19 protein-coding genes and 1 tRNA gene are annotated in these 16833 nt (G+C 67.2%); 11 read left to right on the top strand and 9 right to left on the bottom strand.

The features are described 5' to 3' along the window. Positions 1 to 14: 14 nt before the first annotated feature. Both BM355_RS04835 and tcuA read right to left on the bottom strand, forming a co-directional pair. A complete protein-coding gene (locus BM355_RS04835) occupies positions 15 to 680 on the bottom strand; it encodes a GntR family transcriptional regulator (RefSeq protein ID WP_091695596.1) in 666 nt (221 codons plus the stop codon). A 189-nt stretch (positions 681 to 869) separates the two neighbouring features. Further along, the gene (gene tcuA, locus BM355_RS04830) at positions 870 to 2348 is read right to left on the bottom strand and encodes an FAD-dependent tricarballylate dehydrogenase TcuA (RefSeq protein ID WP_091695594.1); all 1479 of its coding nucleotides are present in this window, start codon (positions 2346 to 2348) and stop codon (positions 870 to 872) included. Between the two features lie 481 nt (positions 2349 to 2829). On the opposite strand from tcuA, the gene BM355_RS04825 reads away from it, so the two are divergent. From BM355_RS04825 to BM355_RS04815, 3 genes are all read left to right on the top strand, one after another. Continuing rightward, complete coding sequence (locus BM355_RS04825; RefSeq protein WP_143109422.1) at positions 2830 to 3381, top strand: hypothetical protein; 552 nt, start codon at positions 2830 to 2832, stop codon at positions 3379 to 3381. A 63-nt stretch (positions 3382 to 3444) separates the two neighbouring features. Further along, a complete protein-coding gene (locus BM355_RS04820) occupies positions 3445 to 3651 on the top strand; it encodes a ribbon-helix-helix protein, CopG family (protein WP_245760603.1) in 207 nt (68 codons plus the stop codon). Then, positions 3648 to 4022: a type II toxin-antitoxin system death-on-curing family toxin gene (locus BM355_RS04815; protein ID WP_091695589.1), complete on the top strand. Its 375-nt coding sequence runs from the start codon at positions 3648 to 3650 to the stop codon at positions 4020 to 4022. Before BM355_RS04820 ends, BM355_RS04815 begins: the two co-directional genes overlap by 4 nt. A 13-nt stretch (positions 4023 to 4035) precedes the next feature. Here BM355_RS04815 and BM355_RS04810 read toward each other — a convergent pair whose 3' ends face one another. Then, complete coding sequence (locus BM355_RS04810; RefSeq protein ID WP_091695587.1) at positions 4036 to 5421, bottom strand: M28 family peptidase; 1386 nt, start codon at positions 5419 to 5421, stop codon at positions 4036 to 4038. A gap of 212 nt (positions 5422 to 5633) precedes the next feature. Here BM355_RS04810 and BM355_RS04805 point away from each other — a divergent pair, with 212 nt between their 5' ends. Then, the gene (locus BM355_RS04805; protein ID WP_091695585.1) at positions 5634 to 6356 is read left to right on the top strand and encodes an 8-oxoguanine DNA glycosylase OGG fold protein; all 723 of its coding nucleotides are present in this window, start codon (positions 5634 to 5636) and stop codon (positions 6354 to 6356) included. Between the two features lie 558 nt (positions 6357 to 6914). Here the strand turns inward: BM355_RS04805 and BM355_RS04800 are convergent. The 4 genes from BM355_RS04800 to BM355_RS04785 form a co-directional block, all read right to left on the bottom strand. Further along, the gene (locus tag BM355_RS04800) at positions 6915 to 7172 is read right to left on the bottom strand and encodes a Txe/YoeB family addiction module toxin (protein WP_091695583.1); all 258 of its coding nucleotides are present in this window, start codon (positions 7170 to 7172) and stop codon (positions 6915 to 6917) included. After that, on the bottom strand, positions 7169 to 7414 hold the full coding sequence (locus tag BM355_RS04795; RefSeq protein ID WP_091695580.1) for a type II toxin-antitoxin system Phd/YefM family antitoxin: 246 nt from the start codon (positions 7412 to 7414) through the stop codon (positions 7169 to 7171). The genes BM355_RS04800 and BM355_RS04795 overlap by 4 nt, the downstream gene beginning before the upstream one ends. A 206-nt stretch (positions 7415 to 7620) precedes the next feature. Then, positions 7621 to 7693: transfer RNA gene (locus tag BM355_RS04790), tRNA-Ala, on the bottom strand. Positions 7694 to 7778: 85 nt separating this feature from the next. Continuing rightward, entirely contained in the window at positions 7779 to 8531 is a 753-nt protein-coding gene (locus BM355_RS04785) for an SDR family oxidoreductase (protein WP_091696027.1), read from the bottom strand. A 500-nt stretch (positions 8532 to 9031) separates the two neighbouring features. Between BM355_RS04785 and BM355_RS04780 the strand changes: the two genes are divergently transcribed. From BM355_RS04780 to BM355_RS04770, 3 genes are all read left to right on the top strand, one after another. Continuing rightward, positions 9032 to 10738, top strand: coding sequence for a sodium:solute symporter family protein (locus tag BM355_RS04780; protein ID WP_091695577.1), 1707 nt, complete (start codon positions 9032 to 9034; stop codon positions 10736 to 10738). Between the two features lie 38 nt (positions 10739 to 10776). Then, complete coding sequence (locus tag BM355_RS14450) at positions 10777 to 10905, top strand: putative transporter small subunit (protein ID WP_091695575.1); 129 nt, start codon at positions 10777 to 10779, stop codon at positions 10903 to 10905. Between the two features lie 160 nt (positions 10906 to 11065). After that, positions 11066 to 11422 carry a helix-turn-helix domain-containing protein gene (locus tag BM355_RS04770; protein WP_091695572.1) on the top strand — a complete coding sequence of 119 codons (357 nt, stop codon included), beginning with the start codon at positions 11066 to 11068 and terminating at the stop codon, positions 11420 to 11422. On the opposite strand, the gene BM355_RS04765 is transcribed toward BM355_RS04770, so the two are convergent. After that, on the bottom strand, positions 11423 to 11845 hold the full coding sequence (locus BM355_RS04765) for a hypothetical protein (RefSeq protein WP_091695570.1): 423 nt from the start codon (positions 11843 to 11845) through the stop codon (positions 11423 to 11425). Between the two features lie 459 nt (positions 11846 to 12304). Here BM355_RS04765 and BM355_RS04760 point away from each other — a divergent pair, with 459 nt between their 5' ends. Then, the gene (locus BM355_RS04760) at positions 12305 to 12691 is read left to right on the top strand and encodes a hypothetical protein (RefSeq protein ID WP_091695568.1); all 387 of its coding nucleotides are present in this window, start codon (positions 12305 to 12307) and stop codon (positions 12689 to 12691) included. A 6-nt stretch (positions 12692 to 12697) separates the two neighbouring features. On the opposite strand, the gene BM355_RS04755 is transcribed toward BM355_RS04760, so the two are convergent. Continuing rightward, a complete protein-coding gene (locus BM355_RS04755) occupies positions 12698 to 13198 on the bottom strand; it encodes a DUF456 domain-containing protein (protein ID WP_091695566.1) in 501 nt (166 codons plus the stop codon). Between the two features lie 142 nt (positions 13199 to 13340). On the opposite strand from BM355_RS04755, the gene BM355_RS04750 reads away from it, so the two are divergent. Genes BM355_RS04750 through BM355_RS04740 form a run of 3 tightly spaced genes read left to right on the top strand, consistent with a single transcriptional unit; the run spans position 13341 to position 16793 of the window. Next, positions 13341 to 13643, top strand: coding sequence for a hypothetical protein (locus tag BM355_RS04750; RefSeq protein WP_091695564.1), 303 nt, complete (start codon positions 13341 to 13343; stop codon positions 13641 to 13643). Position 13644: 1 nt separating this feature from the next. Then, the gene (locus tag BM355_RS04745; protein ID WP_091695562.1) at positions 13645 to 16083 is read left to right on the top strand and encodes an alpha/beta hydrolase; all 2439 of its coding nucleotides are present in this window, start codon (positions 13645 to 13647) and stop codon (positions 16081 to 16083) included. Beyond that, positions 16080 to 16793: a hypothetical protein gene (locus tag BM355_RS04740; protein ID WP_091695557.1), complete on the top strand. Its 714-nt coding sequence runs from the start codon at positions 16080 to 16082 to the stop codon at positions 16791 to 16793. Before BM355_RS04745 ends, BM355_RS04740 begins: the two co-directional genes overlap by 4 nt. The last annotated feature ends 40 nt before the right edge of the window (positions 16794 to 16833 follow it).

Genomic DNA, 16833 nt, shown 5'->3' with positions numbered 1-16833 from the left:
GGTGATGCGGGTTCTCAGAGGTCGCGGACGGATTCGCTGGCGACCAGTTGGCGCAGCAGGCTCAGGCGCAGGGTGCGGGCCTGTTCGAAGTGGCGGCGGGCGATCGCACGGGCCTGCTCGCGGTCCCGACTGCGCAGGGCGTCCACCAGGGCGGCGTGCTCCACCAGGGACTCCTCCCAGCGGCCGTCCACCGAGAGCGTGGAGCGCGGGGCGTGCACCAGGTGGCCGTCCAGCCGCTGGAGCAGGTCGATCAGGATGGGGTTCGCGGCGGCGTCCCAGACCGCACGGTGGAACTCCAGGTTGGCCTGGATCAGGGTGCTGTCCGAGCGGTCCTCGATCCGCTGGTCGCGCTCCAGCAGGGCCTCGAGCTTGAGCAGATCGTTGATCGAACGGTTCTCGGCAGCCTGTCCGGCCACCTCCTCCTCCAGCAGGATCCGCATGTCATACACCTGCACCACGGCCTGCGGGTCCACCCCGCGCACCTCGAGCCCGCGACCGGTGCGCACGATCAGCCCGGCCTCCTCCAGCCGGATCAGCGCGTCCCGCACCGGCGTCCGGGAGACCCCGAACCGCTCCCCCAGCGCCACCTCACGCAGCAGGGTGCCGGCGGTGAGTTCGCCGCGCAGGATCTGATCGCGCAGGGCACTGAAGATGCTGTCGCGGTCATGCTTGGCTGTCATCGGCTCGTCTCTCGGGTGACTCGTGCGGAAGGTGCGGTGCGCTGGGTGGAAGGTGGCCGTCGTCGGGAAGGTCTGTGACCTGGCCGGTTCTGACCGGCCTCAACCGGAACCGAACGGACGGCGCACCCCCGCAGTGCCGCAGGGGTGCGCCGTCCTGGTCTGTTCGGACCGGTCGAGCAGGTCAGCCGATCAGGCGAGGGAGCCCGCCCGGCGGCCGAAGGTCATGCCCGCGGCCAGGCCGGCACCGCCAGGGTAGTTGATGCTGAACAGGCCGCCCAGCATCTCACCGGCTGCGTACAGTCCCTCGATGTGCGCGCCGGACTCGTTGAGCACGCGGCCGTGGGTGTCCGTCTTGACGCCACCGAAGGTGAAGGTGATGCCGCAGGTGACGGGGTAGGCGTAGAACGGTCCGCGGTCCAGGGCCTGGGCCCAGTGCGACTTCGGCGGGGTGACGTTCGAGGAGCGGCCGTCCAGGGTGTTGGGGTCGTACTCGGCGTCCTCGTTGATGTTCTCGTTGTAGTCCTGGACCGTCTTGAGGAACGCGTCCTTGTCCACCTGGATCTTGTCCGCCAGCTCCTCCAGGGTGTCGGCCTCGTGGACGGAGACGCCGGGCATCTCGTAGTCCTCCTTGCGGACCATGGGACGCAGATCGGCGTCGAACACCTGGTAGGCGAAGGCGTCGGGCTGCTCCAGGACCACCTTTCCGTACTTGGCGTAGGTGTAGTTGCGGTAGTCGGCGCCCTCGTCCAGGAACCGCTTGCCCTCCTTGTTGACCAGGATGCCCAGCGGGTAGGACTGGCGGGACAGACGGTTGGTCAGCTCGCGGTTGGAGTCGTTCTGGGGGTGCTCGGCGTCCCACTGGATGGAGTGGCAGGTGGTGAAGTCGCCACCGGGTGCCGCGCCGATCTGAAGTGCGGCCTCGATCATGTCGCCCACGTTGTACGGGGTGCCGCGGACCTTGGCGTTCTTCCAGGCCTCGCCCATGTACTTGGCGCGCAGCTCGGGGCTGGCCTCGAAGCCGCCCGCAGTCATGATGACCGACTCGGCGCGCAGCTCGACCTCCTGGCCGTCCACCTCAGCCACCACACCCACGACCTTGCCGTCCTCCACGATCAGCCGGCGCGCACGGTGGCCGTAGCGGATGTCCGTGCCCAGCTCCTTCGCCACGCGGGTGTGGTCGGCGATCAGGCCCTCGCCGCCGCCGACGTTGCCCACATGCAGTCCGCCCCAGAACAGGAACCCGCCGTCCTCACGCTCGTAGGCCTGGCGCTCGTACATCAGGCGGTACTTCAGACCCAGCGAGTGCAGCCACTCCAGGGTGGGCCGTGACTCCTTGATCAGCACCTCCATCAGGTCCTTGTCCGTGCGGCCCTCGGTGACGCGCTCCATGTCCGAGCGGTAGTCCTCGATGGTGTACGGCGGGACCTCGGAGCGGTCGTGACGGTCGTCGTGCTCGATGAACTTCTGCAGGTCCTCCAGGCCGTCGTGGATGATGCGGGTGGCACCGGCGGTGTAGTAGCTGTTGCCGCCGGCCATCTCATCGGTGCCGCGCTCCAGCAGGATGACCTTGCGGCCACGGGTGGCGGCGGCGTGCGCGGCGGAGAAGCCGGCGTTGCCACCTCCGACCACGATCACATCTGCATCGAGCTTCTGGTCTGTTCCGGCCATGGTGGTCCTCCGGGTCTGTGGTTCAGGGTGATGAATACATGTGTACTCGTTTGAGTACATCGTAGGACATGGCGAGTACGCGTGACAACAGTTCTCTGGGACATCCCGACGACGCACCACCGCCGCAGCCGCTACCGTGGAGCCGGGCCGCGCCTGTTCTGGGCGCAGCCGTCTGACGCCGAGCGGAGGGATGCACATGATCGCGTTCGCGCTGGCCGGGGTGCTGTTCCTGATCGGCGGCTGGGGCGCCTAAGCCGGCTGGAACCGCCGCTAGCTATCCCGCCCGGGGATCTACGCCGGCCACCTGGGGCCCGGACTCGTGCTCATCGGTGCGGGGCTGGTGCTGATGGGCCTGACGGAACCGATCTCTCTCGCGCTCGCACCTCATGGCCCCACCACCTCCAGCGGGATCTCATGGGCCGTGTGCTTCTTCGGCGGACTGGCCTGAGCGGTGGCCGGCCACGTCGTGGGGACCTCCGGGATGCCCGCTCGGTTCCGCCCCGGCTGGGTGCGTGAGGTGGAGGGCCTGGCACGGCGTCACGGCGACCCCGCGCCGTCACCACGCTCCCTCGCACCGGACTGGGCGAGCATCCATGCCGAGTCTCCCGCCGCCGTCTGGAAGCCCCTGACTCCCCCGCTGGAACCGCTGCCGCAGCGGTCCCTGCTCGCCCTGGAACGCGCCGCCTGGGGCGGCGCCCGGTCCGCGCAGAAGGACCCCGCCGAGCTGCAGCGCCTGCAGGATCTAGGGCTGCTGCGCGCGGACCTCACGCCCACGCCGCAGGGCAGCCTGCTGGTGGGGCGGCTCCACCGGGACGACGCCCGCACCGCCGTGGTCCACCTCCAGCGGCCGGGCGCCCGCTCCGTGGTGATCACCGTGGTGGACGAGGAGCTGGCCGTGCTCGAGTACCGGGAGAACTGGGGCTCACGCCGTCGCGACCAGGGTGCAGGCCGGGGCGGCTACGACGTCGTCGCCTTCACCACCGACGAGCACCTCACCGACCGCCTCGGCCCCTGGGTCTCCTGCGAGGTGTGAGGGCACCTGCGCGTGGTGCAGATGGGCACGGACCCACCGGTACCATTCCGGTACCATAGTGACATGGCCATGAACCTGCGACTGCCTGACGAACTGGACGCACAGCTGGACGAGCTGGCAGCGGCTGAACACACATCCAAGAGCGCCCTCGTCCTGCGCGGCGTGAAGATGGTTCTGGAGTCAGCTCATCGTCAAGCCGCTCGTGAGCAGACTTTGGCGGCCGTCTTGGCAGAAGACGCCAGCCTGCTCCGCCGTCTCGCTGACGCATGACGGAGTACGTCTCCCTCGACGACGTCCTGTACTTCGCAGACCGCCTCGGCTTTCACGTGAGAGACGCGGGACTGCTCGAATCCGCCCTCGCCCGCCCTGCCACGGTCGCCTACGGACGCGAGGTCTACGCTTCCTTCCCGAGCAAGGCAGCCGCCCTCTTGGAGTCACTCACTCGAAACCACGGCTTACTGGATGGGAACAAACGCACTGCCTGGGTCGCTTTGCAGCACTTTGTTCGCCTCAACGGCTTACGCCTCACCCTGAGCGAGGACCAGGCGTTCGATCTGGTCACGGGAGTGGCCGCTGCCGAGCTGACGATGGACCAGACGTCGGTGATGCTGGCCGGCCACTTGGTGACTCCGAGCAGTTGACCACCGCGCCGCCTCAGTCCCTCGCCAGCGCGTAGGCCGCGGCGCCCTGGATCTCCATGGCGACGGTGAGGCGCTCAACGGAGATGTTGCGGGCCACGGTGTCGTCGGAGGAGTGGTACTCCGGCTCGAGGATGAAGCCGTCGGTGTGCAGCCAGCCGAAGTTGCCTGAGGGCACGCCCACCTGGGAGAACGACTGGTGGTCGCTGCGGCCCATCTCGAAGATGTCGGACATCTGCGCGCGGTAGCCCATGCGGTCGCCCACCGCGTAGACGGCCTGGTTCACGCGGTTGGACTCCCCGCGCAGGTCCAGCACCCAATACTTCTCCGAGGGCGCCCAGCTGGTGGCGATCATGTCATTGTTGAACACCCCGCGCAGGCGTCCGCGCTCCCCCGCGTCCAGGTTCTGCGCGTAGATCTGGGATCCGACCAGCCCGACCTCCTCCGAACCCCAGAACCCGAAGGAGAGGTCGCTGGAGGTGGGGGCATTGCGCATCACGCGCGCCAGCTCCAGCAGCGCCGAGGTGCCGGAGGCGTTGTCATTGGCGCCGCGCGAGCCGATCACGGTGTCATAGTGTGCGCCGAGCATGACCCAGTCACGGCCGCCCTTGCCACCGCCCTTCTGGCCGGCGCGGGTGGCGATCACGTTCTGGCTGGTGGTGTTGACGAACTCTTCGGTGGTCAGCGTCAGCCGGACCGCACCGCGCTCGAGGGCGGCGAGCAGCGCGTGCTTCTGCACCTGGCTCACCCCGACCACGGGGATGTCCACTGACTCCACGCGCAGGTTCGGGGCGAAGGCGGAGGCCTGGCTCGGGTAGTTCGCGTCCCGGCGGGTGGAGATCACGGCCACGGCCCCGCGTGCGGCGGCGGCCACAGCCAGCGGGGTGATGTCTTCGGTGGCGGTCACCACGCGCATGACGATCCTCCCGGCCAGGTCGGCCGGCAGGTCAGCAGGCATTCCCGACGGCGCCACCATCAGTTCTCCGGCGACGGTCACGTTCTGCGGGCCCTGGGGAGCCGGTCCCACTCCCCAGTTCAGCGTGTCGGTCAGGGCGGGGCCGGTCAGTGTGCCGATCCGACGGTCCGGGACCTCGAAGGACTCGACGTCCACGCCGTATCCGTACTTCTCGAGGGTGGCGGCCAGGTAGTCGGCCGCTTCCTTCTCCTGCGGGGTGCCGGTGTAACGCTGCCCGATGTTCTCGGTCAGGTGCGTCAGGTGCTCGATCGCGTTGGACGGGCGGATCTGGTTGATGATCTGCCGGTCGGAGGCAGTGAGCTTGGGCGCGCGGACCGCGCCGGGGCGGCGGGCATCAGCGGCCCAGGCCGGCCAGGCGATGGTGCTGACCGCTCCGGCGCCGGCCAGGGCGAGGAACGAACGACGGGACAGGTTCGGTGTGGACACGGGATCTCCCTCAGATGCAGATGTGCGGTACATCACATCTACGGGAGTTCACGTGCTATGGCAACCGACCCGGCCGAACCGAAGATCAAGTGCACTCAGCCTGAACTCGAGAGAGACCGAGGTGCTCGCAGTGGCCACACATCGGGCCAGGTGTCCGGTCGATACCCGGTACTGCTGTTTACCTCGTCCTGTCCACCGGGCACCATCAGGACATGAACGTTCCTCCCACGCTCCTCCAAGAACTCATCGATGCCCCAGACTTCGCTCCGCAACAGAAGTTCCCCGTCAGGAAGGACTCCTGGTTGAGGTGGCTCGGACACATCGACGGCCTGGCGGAATCGATCGAAGACCTCCCACGGCAGATGGATCGCCTGGACGTGGCTCAGTTCGTCACCGCGAACCTGAAGACAGACACCGCAAGTGCATTTGTCGTTGCCATGATGTGGGGGCACGGCTCTTCCGGGTATGGCCCCTACAGAACGGCTTACGTCCTGACAGGCTCCCGCGCATTCCACGGTGCCAACATCTCAGAGCAATCGGTGCGCCGGCTTGAGAAGGCATCGGAGATTGCCACGCAGGACGGACCCGTTGCCGGCTACTACTACCTCAACAATGAGGGCAAGATCGCGGGCCTCGGCCCAGCGTTCTTCACTAAGTGGCTGTACTTCGTCACCACCGAGAAAGGCAGGAACGTCGACAATACCGCGCCCGTGCTGGATCAGTTGGTCATGCGGTGGCTCCGAGACAACGGTGGCCCACGGCTCCGATATGCCAAGACCCCGTCCTACGAGAAGTACATCGATCTACTGCGGCAGTGGGGAAAGTCGAGGTCGACCGGCAATCCACTTCCGCCAGCCGACGTCGAGGAGCGCATCTTCCGCCTGATCCGCAACGACGGTTCTAGACCCCAGCCGGACGAGGTCAGAACGACGTAGCCGGATCCTTATCTTGTCCGGACTCGAAACTACGTTCACGGTGTCCCCACCAACGGGCGACCCGAACGATAGGAACCGCCATGCAAGTCTCGGCCTACTACTCAAGGCATGAGTCTGATCCTGATGTGCTTCATATGCACTCCGGCTGCCCTTCCGGCTAACAGATTCCTGCCCGCAATAGTCGGCAGGGATCGAACGGCTGGCCCCTCTGCGGACATTGCCGCGCCATGGGCTGACACTGCAGTGAGCAGCCGGCGGGGTCGACATGCTTGGAACCGTCAATGAGCTCCCATCGGGGCCCGGATCTGTTGTGGGGTCTGGGCCCCGCTCCCGGTGTCGAGTCATTCTACTTTCCAGGCGTGCTGTGACAGGTCAGGGACACAACCTTTCATAGCGGCGCGCCAATGACAGGTTGTACGACGAAGGGCCCCGGAACCGCAGTTCCGAGACCCTTGATCGTTCAGGGCAATTCAGTGGAGCTCAGGGCGCGTGTCGAACTCCGCCTCTATCGCGCTCATCTGTTGATGATCTCGTACTGATGACGATGGAGGGCGCGCCTCAGCTGTAGTGGAAGCGGGCCTGGAGGATGACGAGGCCGTCACCGTCCACGAGGTAGACAAGCCGATGTTCCTCCGTGATTCGCCGGGACCAAGCCCCAGAGAGCATGTGGCGCAACGGTTCTGGCTTGCCGATCCCGGAGGTGGGATCGCGGAGGGCGTCATCGATCAATCGGTTGATGCGCTTCAGATTCTGGCGGTCGGCTGCGAGCCAATAGGTGTAGTCATCCCATCCGTTGGGCGTGAAGACCAACCTCATCGCTCCAAGTCACGCTCCATGCGCTCCCCCGAGCGAGCCTGCGCCAAGCTTTCCAGCAGGTGGCGGGCGTTCGCCGGAACCCGAAGCAGGTGCGCCGTCTCCTCCAGTGCCTCGTAGTCCGCCCGTGACATGAGCACCGCATCGCCATTGCGCGACGTGATCTCGACGGGGGCGCGGTCCTCATTGACTTGCTGGATCAAGGGAAAGAGGTTTTTGCGAGCCTCCGTCGCCGTGACTGCCATGACGCCTCCTCAAAGTGGTACGGGATCTGGTACCAGTATGCACTGGACTCTCTGCCGAACACAAGCGATGAATCACCCTACATCTGGCCCCAACTCTGGTGGCCGGACCTCAGTCCACGTCCGGGACAAGAGCGTCGCAGACAAGTAAGGCAGGGTACGACGAAGGCCCCGGGACGTGACGTCCCGGGGCCTTCGAGGGTGGCGAGTGGAGCTAAGGGGAATTGAACCCCTGACCTTTTCATTGCGAACGAAACGCTCTACCAACTGAGCTATAGCCCCGCGCGCTGCCGGCAGTCCCGGCGGCACCGGTCCATCATACTCCTGGACCGCCCACCGTTCCATGTCCGCACGGCAGTTCCACCCTTCACCCGCGGCCGACGAAGGGCATGCCCGCAGCGGTGATCACCATGTTGAGCACGTTGGCGCTCGGCGGGACGTCCGCCATGAACAGCACCGCCCGCGCGGCCTCGGCCACCGGGAACGTGGGCTCGTGGATCCGCCGCCCGTCCGGCTGCAGGGCGCCCGGTCCGGCCACGAACGCGTCCGCCAGCTCGGTGGCCGTGTTGCCGATGTCGATCTGCCCGCAGGAGATCCCGAACGCGCGCCCGTCCAGTTCGATCGACTTCGTCAGCCCTGTGATCCCGTGCTTCGTCACCGCGTACGCCACCGACTGCGGCCGCGGAGTGTGCGCCGCGATCGAACCGTTGTTGATGATCCGCCCACCCCGCGGGTCCTGCTCCTTCATCACGCGCATGGCCACCCGCGCGCACAGGGTCGCCGCTGTCAGATTCACCGCCACCGTGGCGTCCCAGTCCGCCGGATCCAGATCCGCAGCACTCACCGCCGGACCGGTCACCCCGGCGTTGTTGAACAGCACGTCCACGCGCCCCCAGGTCTGCACAGCGGTCTGGAACAGCCGGTCCACCTGCCCGACGACGGTCACATCAGTGGGCACCACCAGGGCACCTTCTCTGCCCCGCGCCACCTCTTCCAACAGCTCCGCTCGCCGGCCCGCCAGAACGACTCGGTATCCGCTCTCCAGCATCAGCTCCGCCACGGCGCGGCCGATGCCCGAACCGGCGCCGGTCACCACCGCGACTCTTCCCTTGGTCTGCATGGCCACACCCTACGGCCGGTCAGGGCGAGATTGGCCACCCACAGGTGAATATGAAACAGTGGGGTCGGCTGGTGTTACTCCACAGTTTCGTGGAAAATCGCCGGCCGTTGTGGCGCAGAGGCGCCGCAGGGACTGCCCCACGTGCAGTGTTCGTGCTTGCAGACCGCGCCGAGAAGCGCATGGAGTCAGCGCAGGCGATGCATGAGTGGCAGCCCCGTTCTCCGGGTGAGGCCCGGTGAAGCCGAGCCGATGCTCGGAACCCGCCCGGCCGTCGTCGGGAAATGGTGGCTGTGGAGTGCTCACGGCCTGCCTGCCCAGGACCGCCTGGGCTGAACTGCTGGTCCCTCGGGCATCACGCGCCCACGAGTGAGGACCGGACGCCGCTTCGCACCAGCGGCACAGCCTCGCGCGTGAGAGCGCAAGCACCTGAGGCGCGCCTGCCGGTGCCGGCGGCTGACCTGTCAGCCGACGAAAGGAAGACCGTGCCGCCCGCACAGGAAATGACATATCTGGGCATCGGGCTCGTTGCCCTGCTGCTCGCCCTCTTCTACGGGGGAACGCTGGTCATGTCCATGATGATCAGCCGCAAGAAGGAGAACGCCGACGGCTACATGACCGCCGGCAACCAGATCGGCTTCGGCGTCTCCGCGGCGTCCATGACCGCCACCTGGATCTGGGCCTCCTCGATGTACGCCTCCGCGACCGCCGGCTATACGTACGGTGTCTCCGGCCCCATCCACTACGGGCTGTGGGGCGCACTGATGATCCTGTTCATCTACCCCTTCGGCAAGCGGATCCGCAAGGTGGCCCCCAAGGCGCACACCCTTGCCGAGGTCATGTACGCCCGCCATGGCCGCTCCTCTCAGCTGATGCTCGCCGGGTCCAATGTGCTGGGCTCGCTGATCTCGCTGACCTCCAACTTCATTGCCGGCGGCGCCCTGATCGCCATGCTCTCCCCGCTGAGCTTCGGGGCGGGCATCCTGATCATCGCCGCGGGCGTGTTGCTGTACACCCTGTGGTCCGGCTTCCGCGCCTCCGTGCTGACTGACTTCGCCCAGGTGATGGCCATGCTCGGCGCGGCCGTGATCATCATCCCCGTGGTGTTCTTCGCTGCGGGCGGACCGTCTATGTTCGAGGCCGGCGTGGCCGCAGGCAACGTCACCCCGCAGCAGCAGGACTTCTTCTCCTCCGAGGCGTTCATGAACCAGGGTGCCCCGTACATCGCGGCCGTGCTGGCCTATGCGATCGGCAACCAGACCATCGCCCAGCGGCTGTTCGCCGTGCGTGAGGATCTGATCAAGCCAACCTTCATCACCGCCACCATCGGCTACGGCGGCACCGTGATCGGCATCGGCATGCTCGGCGTGATGGCCCTCTACCTGGGGATTGAGCCCATGGACGGTGACGTCAACAACCTGATCCCGCAGATGGTCTCGCAGTACCTGCCGCTGATCCTGGTGGCGCTGGCGTTCCTGATGATCATCGGCTCACTGTCCTCCACTGCTGACTCGGATCTGTCCGCACTGTCCTCCATCGTCATGGCAGACATGTACGGACAGTCGGTGGGCCGCGACAACGCCAACCCGAAGACCATGCTGCTGATCGGCCGCGTGACGATGATCATCGCCACCGGTGCCGCGCTGTTCTTCGCTACCAGCCAGTTCAACATCCTGGACCTGCTGGTGTTCGTCGGCGCTCTGTGGGGTTGCCTGGTGTTCCCGGTCATCGCCTCGTTCTACTGGCCGAAGGTCACCAACATGGCCTTCACCATCTCCGTGATCGCCGCCCTGGTGGTGTTCCTGCCGGTCCGCTTCGAGTGGCTGGCCCTGGACGGTGCATGGGCCGTGATCGTGGAGGTCCTGGCGATCATCGGCATCGGTGTGGTGCTGGGCATCATGGCGTTCGGCTTCTTCGGACTGAAGCCGGCGATCATCGTCGGCGCCGTGGCCACCCTGGCCGCTGCCCCGTTCGCCTTCGGGTTCCTGCGCGACTACGCCGTGCTCTCCGGTTCCCTGGTGGCCTACGCGGTCTCGTTCCTGGTCTGCTACTTCATGAGCTTCCGCTCCAGCCAGAACTTCGACTTCGAGACCATCCAGCATGTCACCGGTGATTTCGACCCGACGACGCCGGAGGCTGCTGCTGCCTCTGCCGGTGCTGCCGGTCCCGATGCCGACGGTGTCCCCGCCGGTGCTGCCCGCTCGAACTGACCTGACGATCTGATCCGAACGGATTGCAAGGAGGAATCATGACCGCACTACTGACTGCGTACGTGCTGATGTGGCCGGTGCTCGTGCTCGGCGTGCTGATCGCCATCGCCTGGGGCTTCTACAAGGACGCCGCAGAGGCCAAGCGTGAGGGCCGCCAGATCATCTGATCGGACGCTCACCAGCTTCACCGACCGAGCCCCGCTGCAGTGCGAACTGCAGCGGGGCTCGTCGTGTCTGTGGACAACCTCGGCGGGGAAGGAGTTCGCGGTGGAAGTATGTCCTCGAACGAGGACAAGAGTTGTCCTCGTTCGAGGACCGAGGTGCAACGTGAACCCCCACCTGATTGGCACGGCGCTGACCCTGGGCATCCTGGTGAGGAACGCGCGCCTGGAACAGCTCCTCAGCCAGGCGGAGACTGCCGCGCGGGCGCGAGTCTCGCGCTCGTGGCTGGCCCGCGTCGAGGACGGGCATGCAGGTGCCGAGCTGGCACCGCTGCTACGGCTCTTCGATGCGCTCGACCTGAGGCTGGCGCTGCATGAGGCCGTGGATGTGGACGACACAGACCTCGCCACCGAACTCCGTGCTCGTGACCGGGAGAAGGAGGAACGGGCTGAACGCGTCCGGGCGCGCATCCTGGCCGCCACCACGCCCCGTCAGCCGTCTACACCCACTGAAGCGGACTGATCAGCGCGGTGGGGCGCAGGTCCACTCGATGCCGGCCACCGGGGAACCCTCGGTGCACAGGCCACCCAGCCGGCCGTCGTCGGGAATCTGGTGCCCTTCCCAGATCACCGGGAAGGGCATGGACTCCAACTGGACCCAGGGATGACCGTCCACCGTCCCCTGGTTCTCCACAATCCCGGAGATGTGGTGCTGCTGGACCCCCTGCAGGGCGCTGATGGCGAGCGCACCAGCCACCAGGGCGATCGCCACACCCACCAGAGACGCCGCCAACCGGGAGAGCCAACTCGCTCCGCTGGGACGCTTCCCCGGGAACAGGAACACCGCCGCGATCAGTCCCGCCAGGGCGAGGACACCCCACAGGATCAGCTGGGGCCAGTCGATCAGGGTACCGGTGGGATCGAGTTGGACGTCGTAGATCTCCATGAGTCCAGTCTGCCGGATCACGAGTAGACAAAGGTCCACTGGCGCCCCTGGGCAGTCGCTGACGTGCTGGGACGCACGTGACACCCGTTCGCGCCGATCCAGGGGGACCCATGCAGCACGCCGTCAAAGCCACCGCGCCCATCCTCGTGGTCCTGACGGCTGTGGTCCTGGCCGTGCAGCTGGTGGGCACGCCCACGGACCAGACCGATGCCTTCCCGTGGACCGCGGGGGCTCTGCTGATCGCCATCGGGGTGGTGGCTCACCTGCGACGGTGGCAGACCACGCCCTGGCTGCCCTGGGCGGGACTCGCCGTCACCGCCGCGATGTACGCCACCAACAATGAGGCGTGGATGTACACCGCATTCTGGATGACCACGCTGTCCGTTCTCTGGCACGAGCATCAGCGTGAACGGCCCCGCCGAGAGGTAGGCAGGGCGCCGACTGTGACAGCCTGGTCGGATGCTCGCTGCCCGACGGCTCAAGGACCACCTGTTCCCCGCGCTGCGTGCCTCCGTCCCCGTCCTGATCGCCGCCGTCCTGGTGACCGTCCTGACCGACATGGCCGGGGTGCAGACGGACCACGCGGGGCCGTTCCCGCTGGCCATGGTGATCGGTGCCGTGCTGCTGGGCGTGGTGTCCGGTGGCCGCCGGTGGCAGAAGCTGCCCTGGATCCCGTGGCTGGTGCTGCTCGTCTCGGCAGTCGACTACGTCCTCGACCGCCCGTCGTCCACCCTGTTCTTCCCGCTGGTGTGCCTGGCGATCTTCATCGGCTGGCACGAACGCTACCAAGAGCAGCCCCTGCGCCAGGCGCGTGCTGACAGTCCGGAACCAGCCGCTCACGCCTAGGCCAGGTCAGCGGTTCAGGAAGTGCGCCAGAGTCCCGATCGCGAACACCGAACCGGCCAGGCAGGCGCAGCCGAACTCCACCAGGATCCCCAGGCCCATCGACTTCAGCGCCTCCACGGAGGACCGCACCGCCGCGCGCAGATCCTTGCGCCGCACGATCTCCGCGGCCAGCAGTCCCACGGCGAAGCCCACGAACAGGCCCACCACCGGAATGACGAACATCCCGACGACGGCCCCGGCCACTCCCACGAGGATCGGCCCGTTGGGTATCTGCTCGCGTTTCATCTTCCGTCCGGTCAGCACCGCGGAGGCGGAGAGTCCCGCGAGCGCGATGAGAGAACCGATGATCCCCGCGGTCCACGCCGCCGGTGAACCTAGGGCCCAGGCCCAGGCGATCAAGGTGATGATGCTCAGGATCGAGCCGGGCAGGATCGGGAAGATGGTGCCGAGCGCGGCCACGATCAGGGCGATGGCGGCGATCACGGTCGCCAGAAGATGGAAGTCCACGCCTCAAGTATGCGCGTCCGCCGGGGTGCGCATGGGCAGTTCTCCCCATCGACGCCCCACCCGCCCCTCCGTACGGTCGAGAGTGTTCTGCTGAGCTGACCTCAGGTGGCGCGCCGCAGATCGAGACCGGAGGAGGACCTGTATGCCGACGATCAACTACCAGGCGGTCTTCACCTTCCTCGACCGGGTGGACCCGGTGGTCCTGGACATGCCCGAGGACAAGGTCGCCGTGGAGGATGCGGTGGCCGACCTCAAGCTCGCCTTCGGCACCACGGCCTGCGCAGGCCGCACCGAGTCCGCCGGTGCGGACAACCTGGGACCGGCCCTGATGGACGTGATCGTGCAGTGTGAGAACCTCGCCGCAGGCACCCGTGAGGCCGCCACGCACTGGCAGGCCGGCGACCGCGAGATGGCCGTGCGCGCCGAGAGCCAGGCGGTGGAGTGAGATGCCGCTGACCGTGAACCTCACCGCCACCGACCACGTCCCCGAGGGTGAGCCGATCCGCACCGCGGCTTCCGACGTGCTCACCCAGGTCAAGACGCTCCAGTCCACCGTGCAGGACCTGGCCTCCGACTGGACCGTCCTGCCCGGAATCTACTCGGACACCGACCATGATGATGACCTCTACAGCGCCTTCGCCGACCCGGACGCCGATGTGGACGATGTGGTCTCCATGGCCCAGGGGCTCCAGGACGCCGCAGGTGCCGCCGCAGACGAGTTCGACGCCATCCGCACCGCCCGGCACACCATTCTCACCGTCGATCTGGCCAACGCGCAGTCCGCTTACGACCGTGACATCGAGGCGCTCGGCGAGGACGTGACCGACGGTGACCGCACGCGCCTGAAGGCCCAGCACGAGGCTCCCGTCCAAGCTTCCGCTGACGCCCTGGTCACCCGGCTCACCGAGGCCGAGACCGCCTACGCCGCGGCAGTGGACACCGCCATGGCCCTGCGACCGGACCGCGCCGTGAAGGCGAACTTCGCCTACGTAACCCGGGATCCCGCCGTCGTGAAGGCCAAGGAGCTCTACGACCAGGCGATGATGCCCAACGCCACCGGCGAGGACCTGGCCGCCTACTACGAGCACCTGGCCGGCCTCTCCCCCGAGCAGATCGAGGCCGTGGGCGCGCTGCATCCTGGCCTGCGGGTCTCCCCTCCCCCGCTCCCGACGACGGAGGGAGACCTGGACTCCTGGCCCGGCGGTGCCGAGGGCGCGGCCTGGTGGCAGGGGCTGAGCACCGAGCAGCAGACGGCCCTGGTGCTCGCGCTGCCGGGGCTGGTGGGCAACACCGAAGGCGTGCCCTACACGGACCGCGCCTCGGCGAACCTCGAGGTGCTGGACCTGCTGGACCAGGACCCCACGCTCAGTGACGACCACCGGAACGACCTCAAGAACATCCGGGAGGCATTGGCCGACGTCCAGGACGGGCACCGGTATCTGATCTCCCTGCGGCACGACGATGCCCAGGAGCATGTGCTCGGAGCCCTGGCGATCGGCAACCCGGACACCGCCGACAACGTCACCTGGCGGGTGCCGGGCATGGGCGCGGAGACCAACGGCGCCCCCGCCATGATGGACGAGCTGCAGCACATCTACGACGCCACGAACGGTGACCGGGCCACCGTGCTCTGGATCGGCTACGACACCCCCGACGGCGCCCATCACCCGGACACCCTCGGCTCCTCCCAGGTCCTCTCCAACGAGGCCGCCTACCAGGGCGCCATCCCTCTGGCCCACGCCCTCGACGCGTTCCAGGAGTCACGCGCGGCCAACGCCCAGTATGTGGCGCAGACCCAGGGACTGCCCGAGACCCCGCAGACAGACCCGCGATTCAATGTGGCCGCCCACTCCTACGGCACGCCCACAGCCGCCTACGCCCTGACGATGACCGAGCACACCGTGGACAGCTACGTCATGTACGGCGCCGTGGGCGTGGACCCGGACTACGTCCCGAACGCCGAGGCGTTGAACGTGGCCCGTGACGCCGACGGTCGGCCCGAGGTCTACGCCACCCAGGCCCGTGGAGACATGATCGCCGTCCCGCTGGGACAGACGCTGAGTCCCTTCGGCGGGGATCAGCGTGTCTCCCCCACCGACGATGAATGGGGAGCGAAGGTCTTCTCCTCCGACGGCGGCCCCGGTCAGGACCAGCTTCCCACCACCGGTCACATGGGCGTGGAGCCGCACGGCAACGGCTACACCGAGCCCGACACCATGTCCCTCAACTCGATCGCGACCATCCTCGACGGCAACGGGCACGAGGTGGAGCTGATCGATCAGTCCTGGTGGGACGACCTGCGCGAGGATCCTGTCCCGATCATCATGGAACAGCCTCACGCCTGGGTAGACGCACACCAGAACGACGCACAGTCCTGGGTGGACGGGAAGCAGGATGAGGCCAACAGCTGGATCGACCGGCAGCAGGAGCGCTGGTGGGTGCCGAATGCCCCGATCGACTGGGTGCAGGATCGCGTCGATGCCGCAGTGGACGATGCCCAGTCCGATGCCGATCAGTGGGTGGATGACCGCCAGCAGGACCTCGAGGGGCTGGCGGAGCGTGGCGTCAACTGGGTCCGGGAGACGTGGCCCGAGGTCATCCCCTACGGGGAACAGCTCTACGACGCGTTCGAGGAGGGCGGCCTGCCGACGTTCGTCGAGACCACCCAGCAGGACCTGCGCGATACCGTGGACTCCAGACAGGACAGCATCCAGGAGAGCGTGGACACCTGGCAGCAGGAGCGCTGGTGGGTGCCAGACGCCCCCGTGGACTGGCTGCAGGAGCGAGGGGACAGCGTGGTGGACGGACTGCAGGACGATCTCGACGACTGGATCGACGAGAAGCAGACACAGCTGCACGAGAAGGTGGAGGAGATGTTCTCATGACGCGCCGTGCAGCCGCCGCAGGACTGTTGGCACTCATGCTCACCGGCTGTGCCGCCCCGGCGGGCAGCCCCTCCGACGCCCCGTCCTCCCCGATCCAGGAGCAGACCGATATGAGCACCCCAGACTCGTCCCCGACCTCCCCCGCTGAGCAGGCGGAGGATCAGACGGCAGATCAGACCGCCGAGGTGCTGCTGGACCGCATGTTCTCCGATATGGCAGGCGTGACGGAGCTGCTCGGAGGCAAGTGGACGCGGAACGATAAGCCGTTCGACCTGGCCATGGACCGAATGGAGTTGAACCCCGCCCCGTGCCGCAGCGGTGATCTGGCCGGCGCCGATGCCATGGACGGACCCCTGAAGTTCCAGGTCATCCTGCACGGCGCGGGACACGCTGAACCGGACGCCACGCTGGACGAGGTGGCGCAGTGGGCTGAGGCCGAGGGGTACTCGGAGACCCGGCGGGGCAAGGGCTCCATGCCGCAGGACGGAGACCGCTTCATGGCCCTGCATCAGGCGGACGGGACCCTGATGACCGTGCACGTCTCCACCGAACGGACCAAGATCGGCAGCTACACCGCCTGCTCCGAGCACCCCTCGCTGCAGGAGTACCGTGCGGATCCGAATAACCTGACCGTGCCCGGCAACCGGTTCGAGAAGACCGAGACGCCCACCCCGTCACCGTCCTCCACCCGGCTGGGCGTGAGCGGGTGAGCCGGGCACTGAGGTGCGCGGCCGCCGTCGGGACCTTGGC

The sequence above is a fragment of the Micrococcus terreus genome (genome assembly GCF_900116905.1).
Classification (GTDB): domain Bacteria; phylum Actinomycetota; class Actinomycetes; order Actinomycetales; family Micrococcaceae; genus Citricoccus; species Citricoccus terreus.
This window is presented reverse-complemented; position numbering and strand designations above follow the sequence as displayed.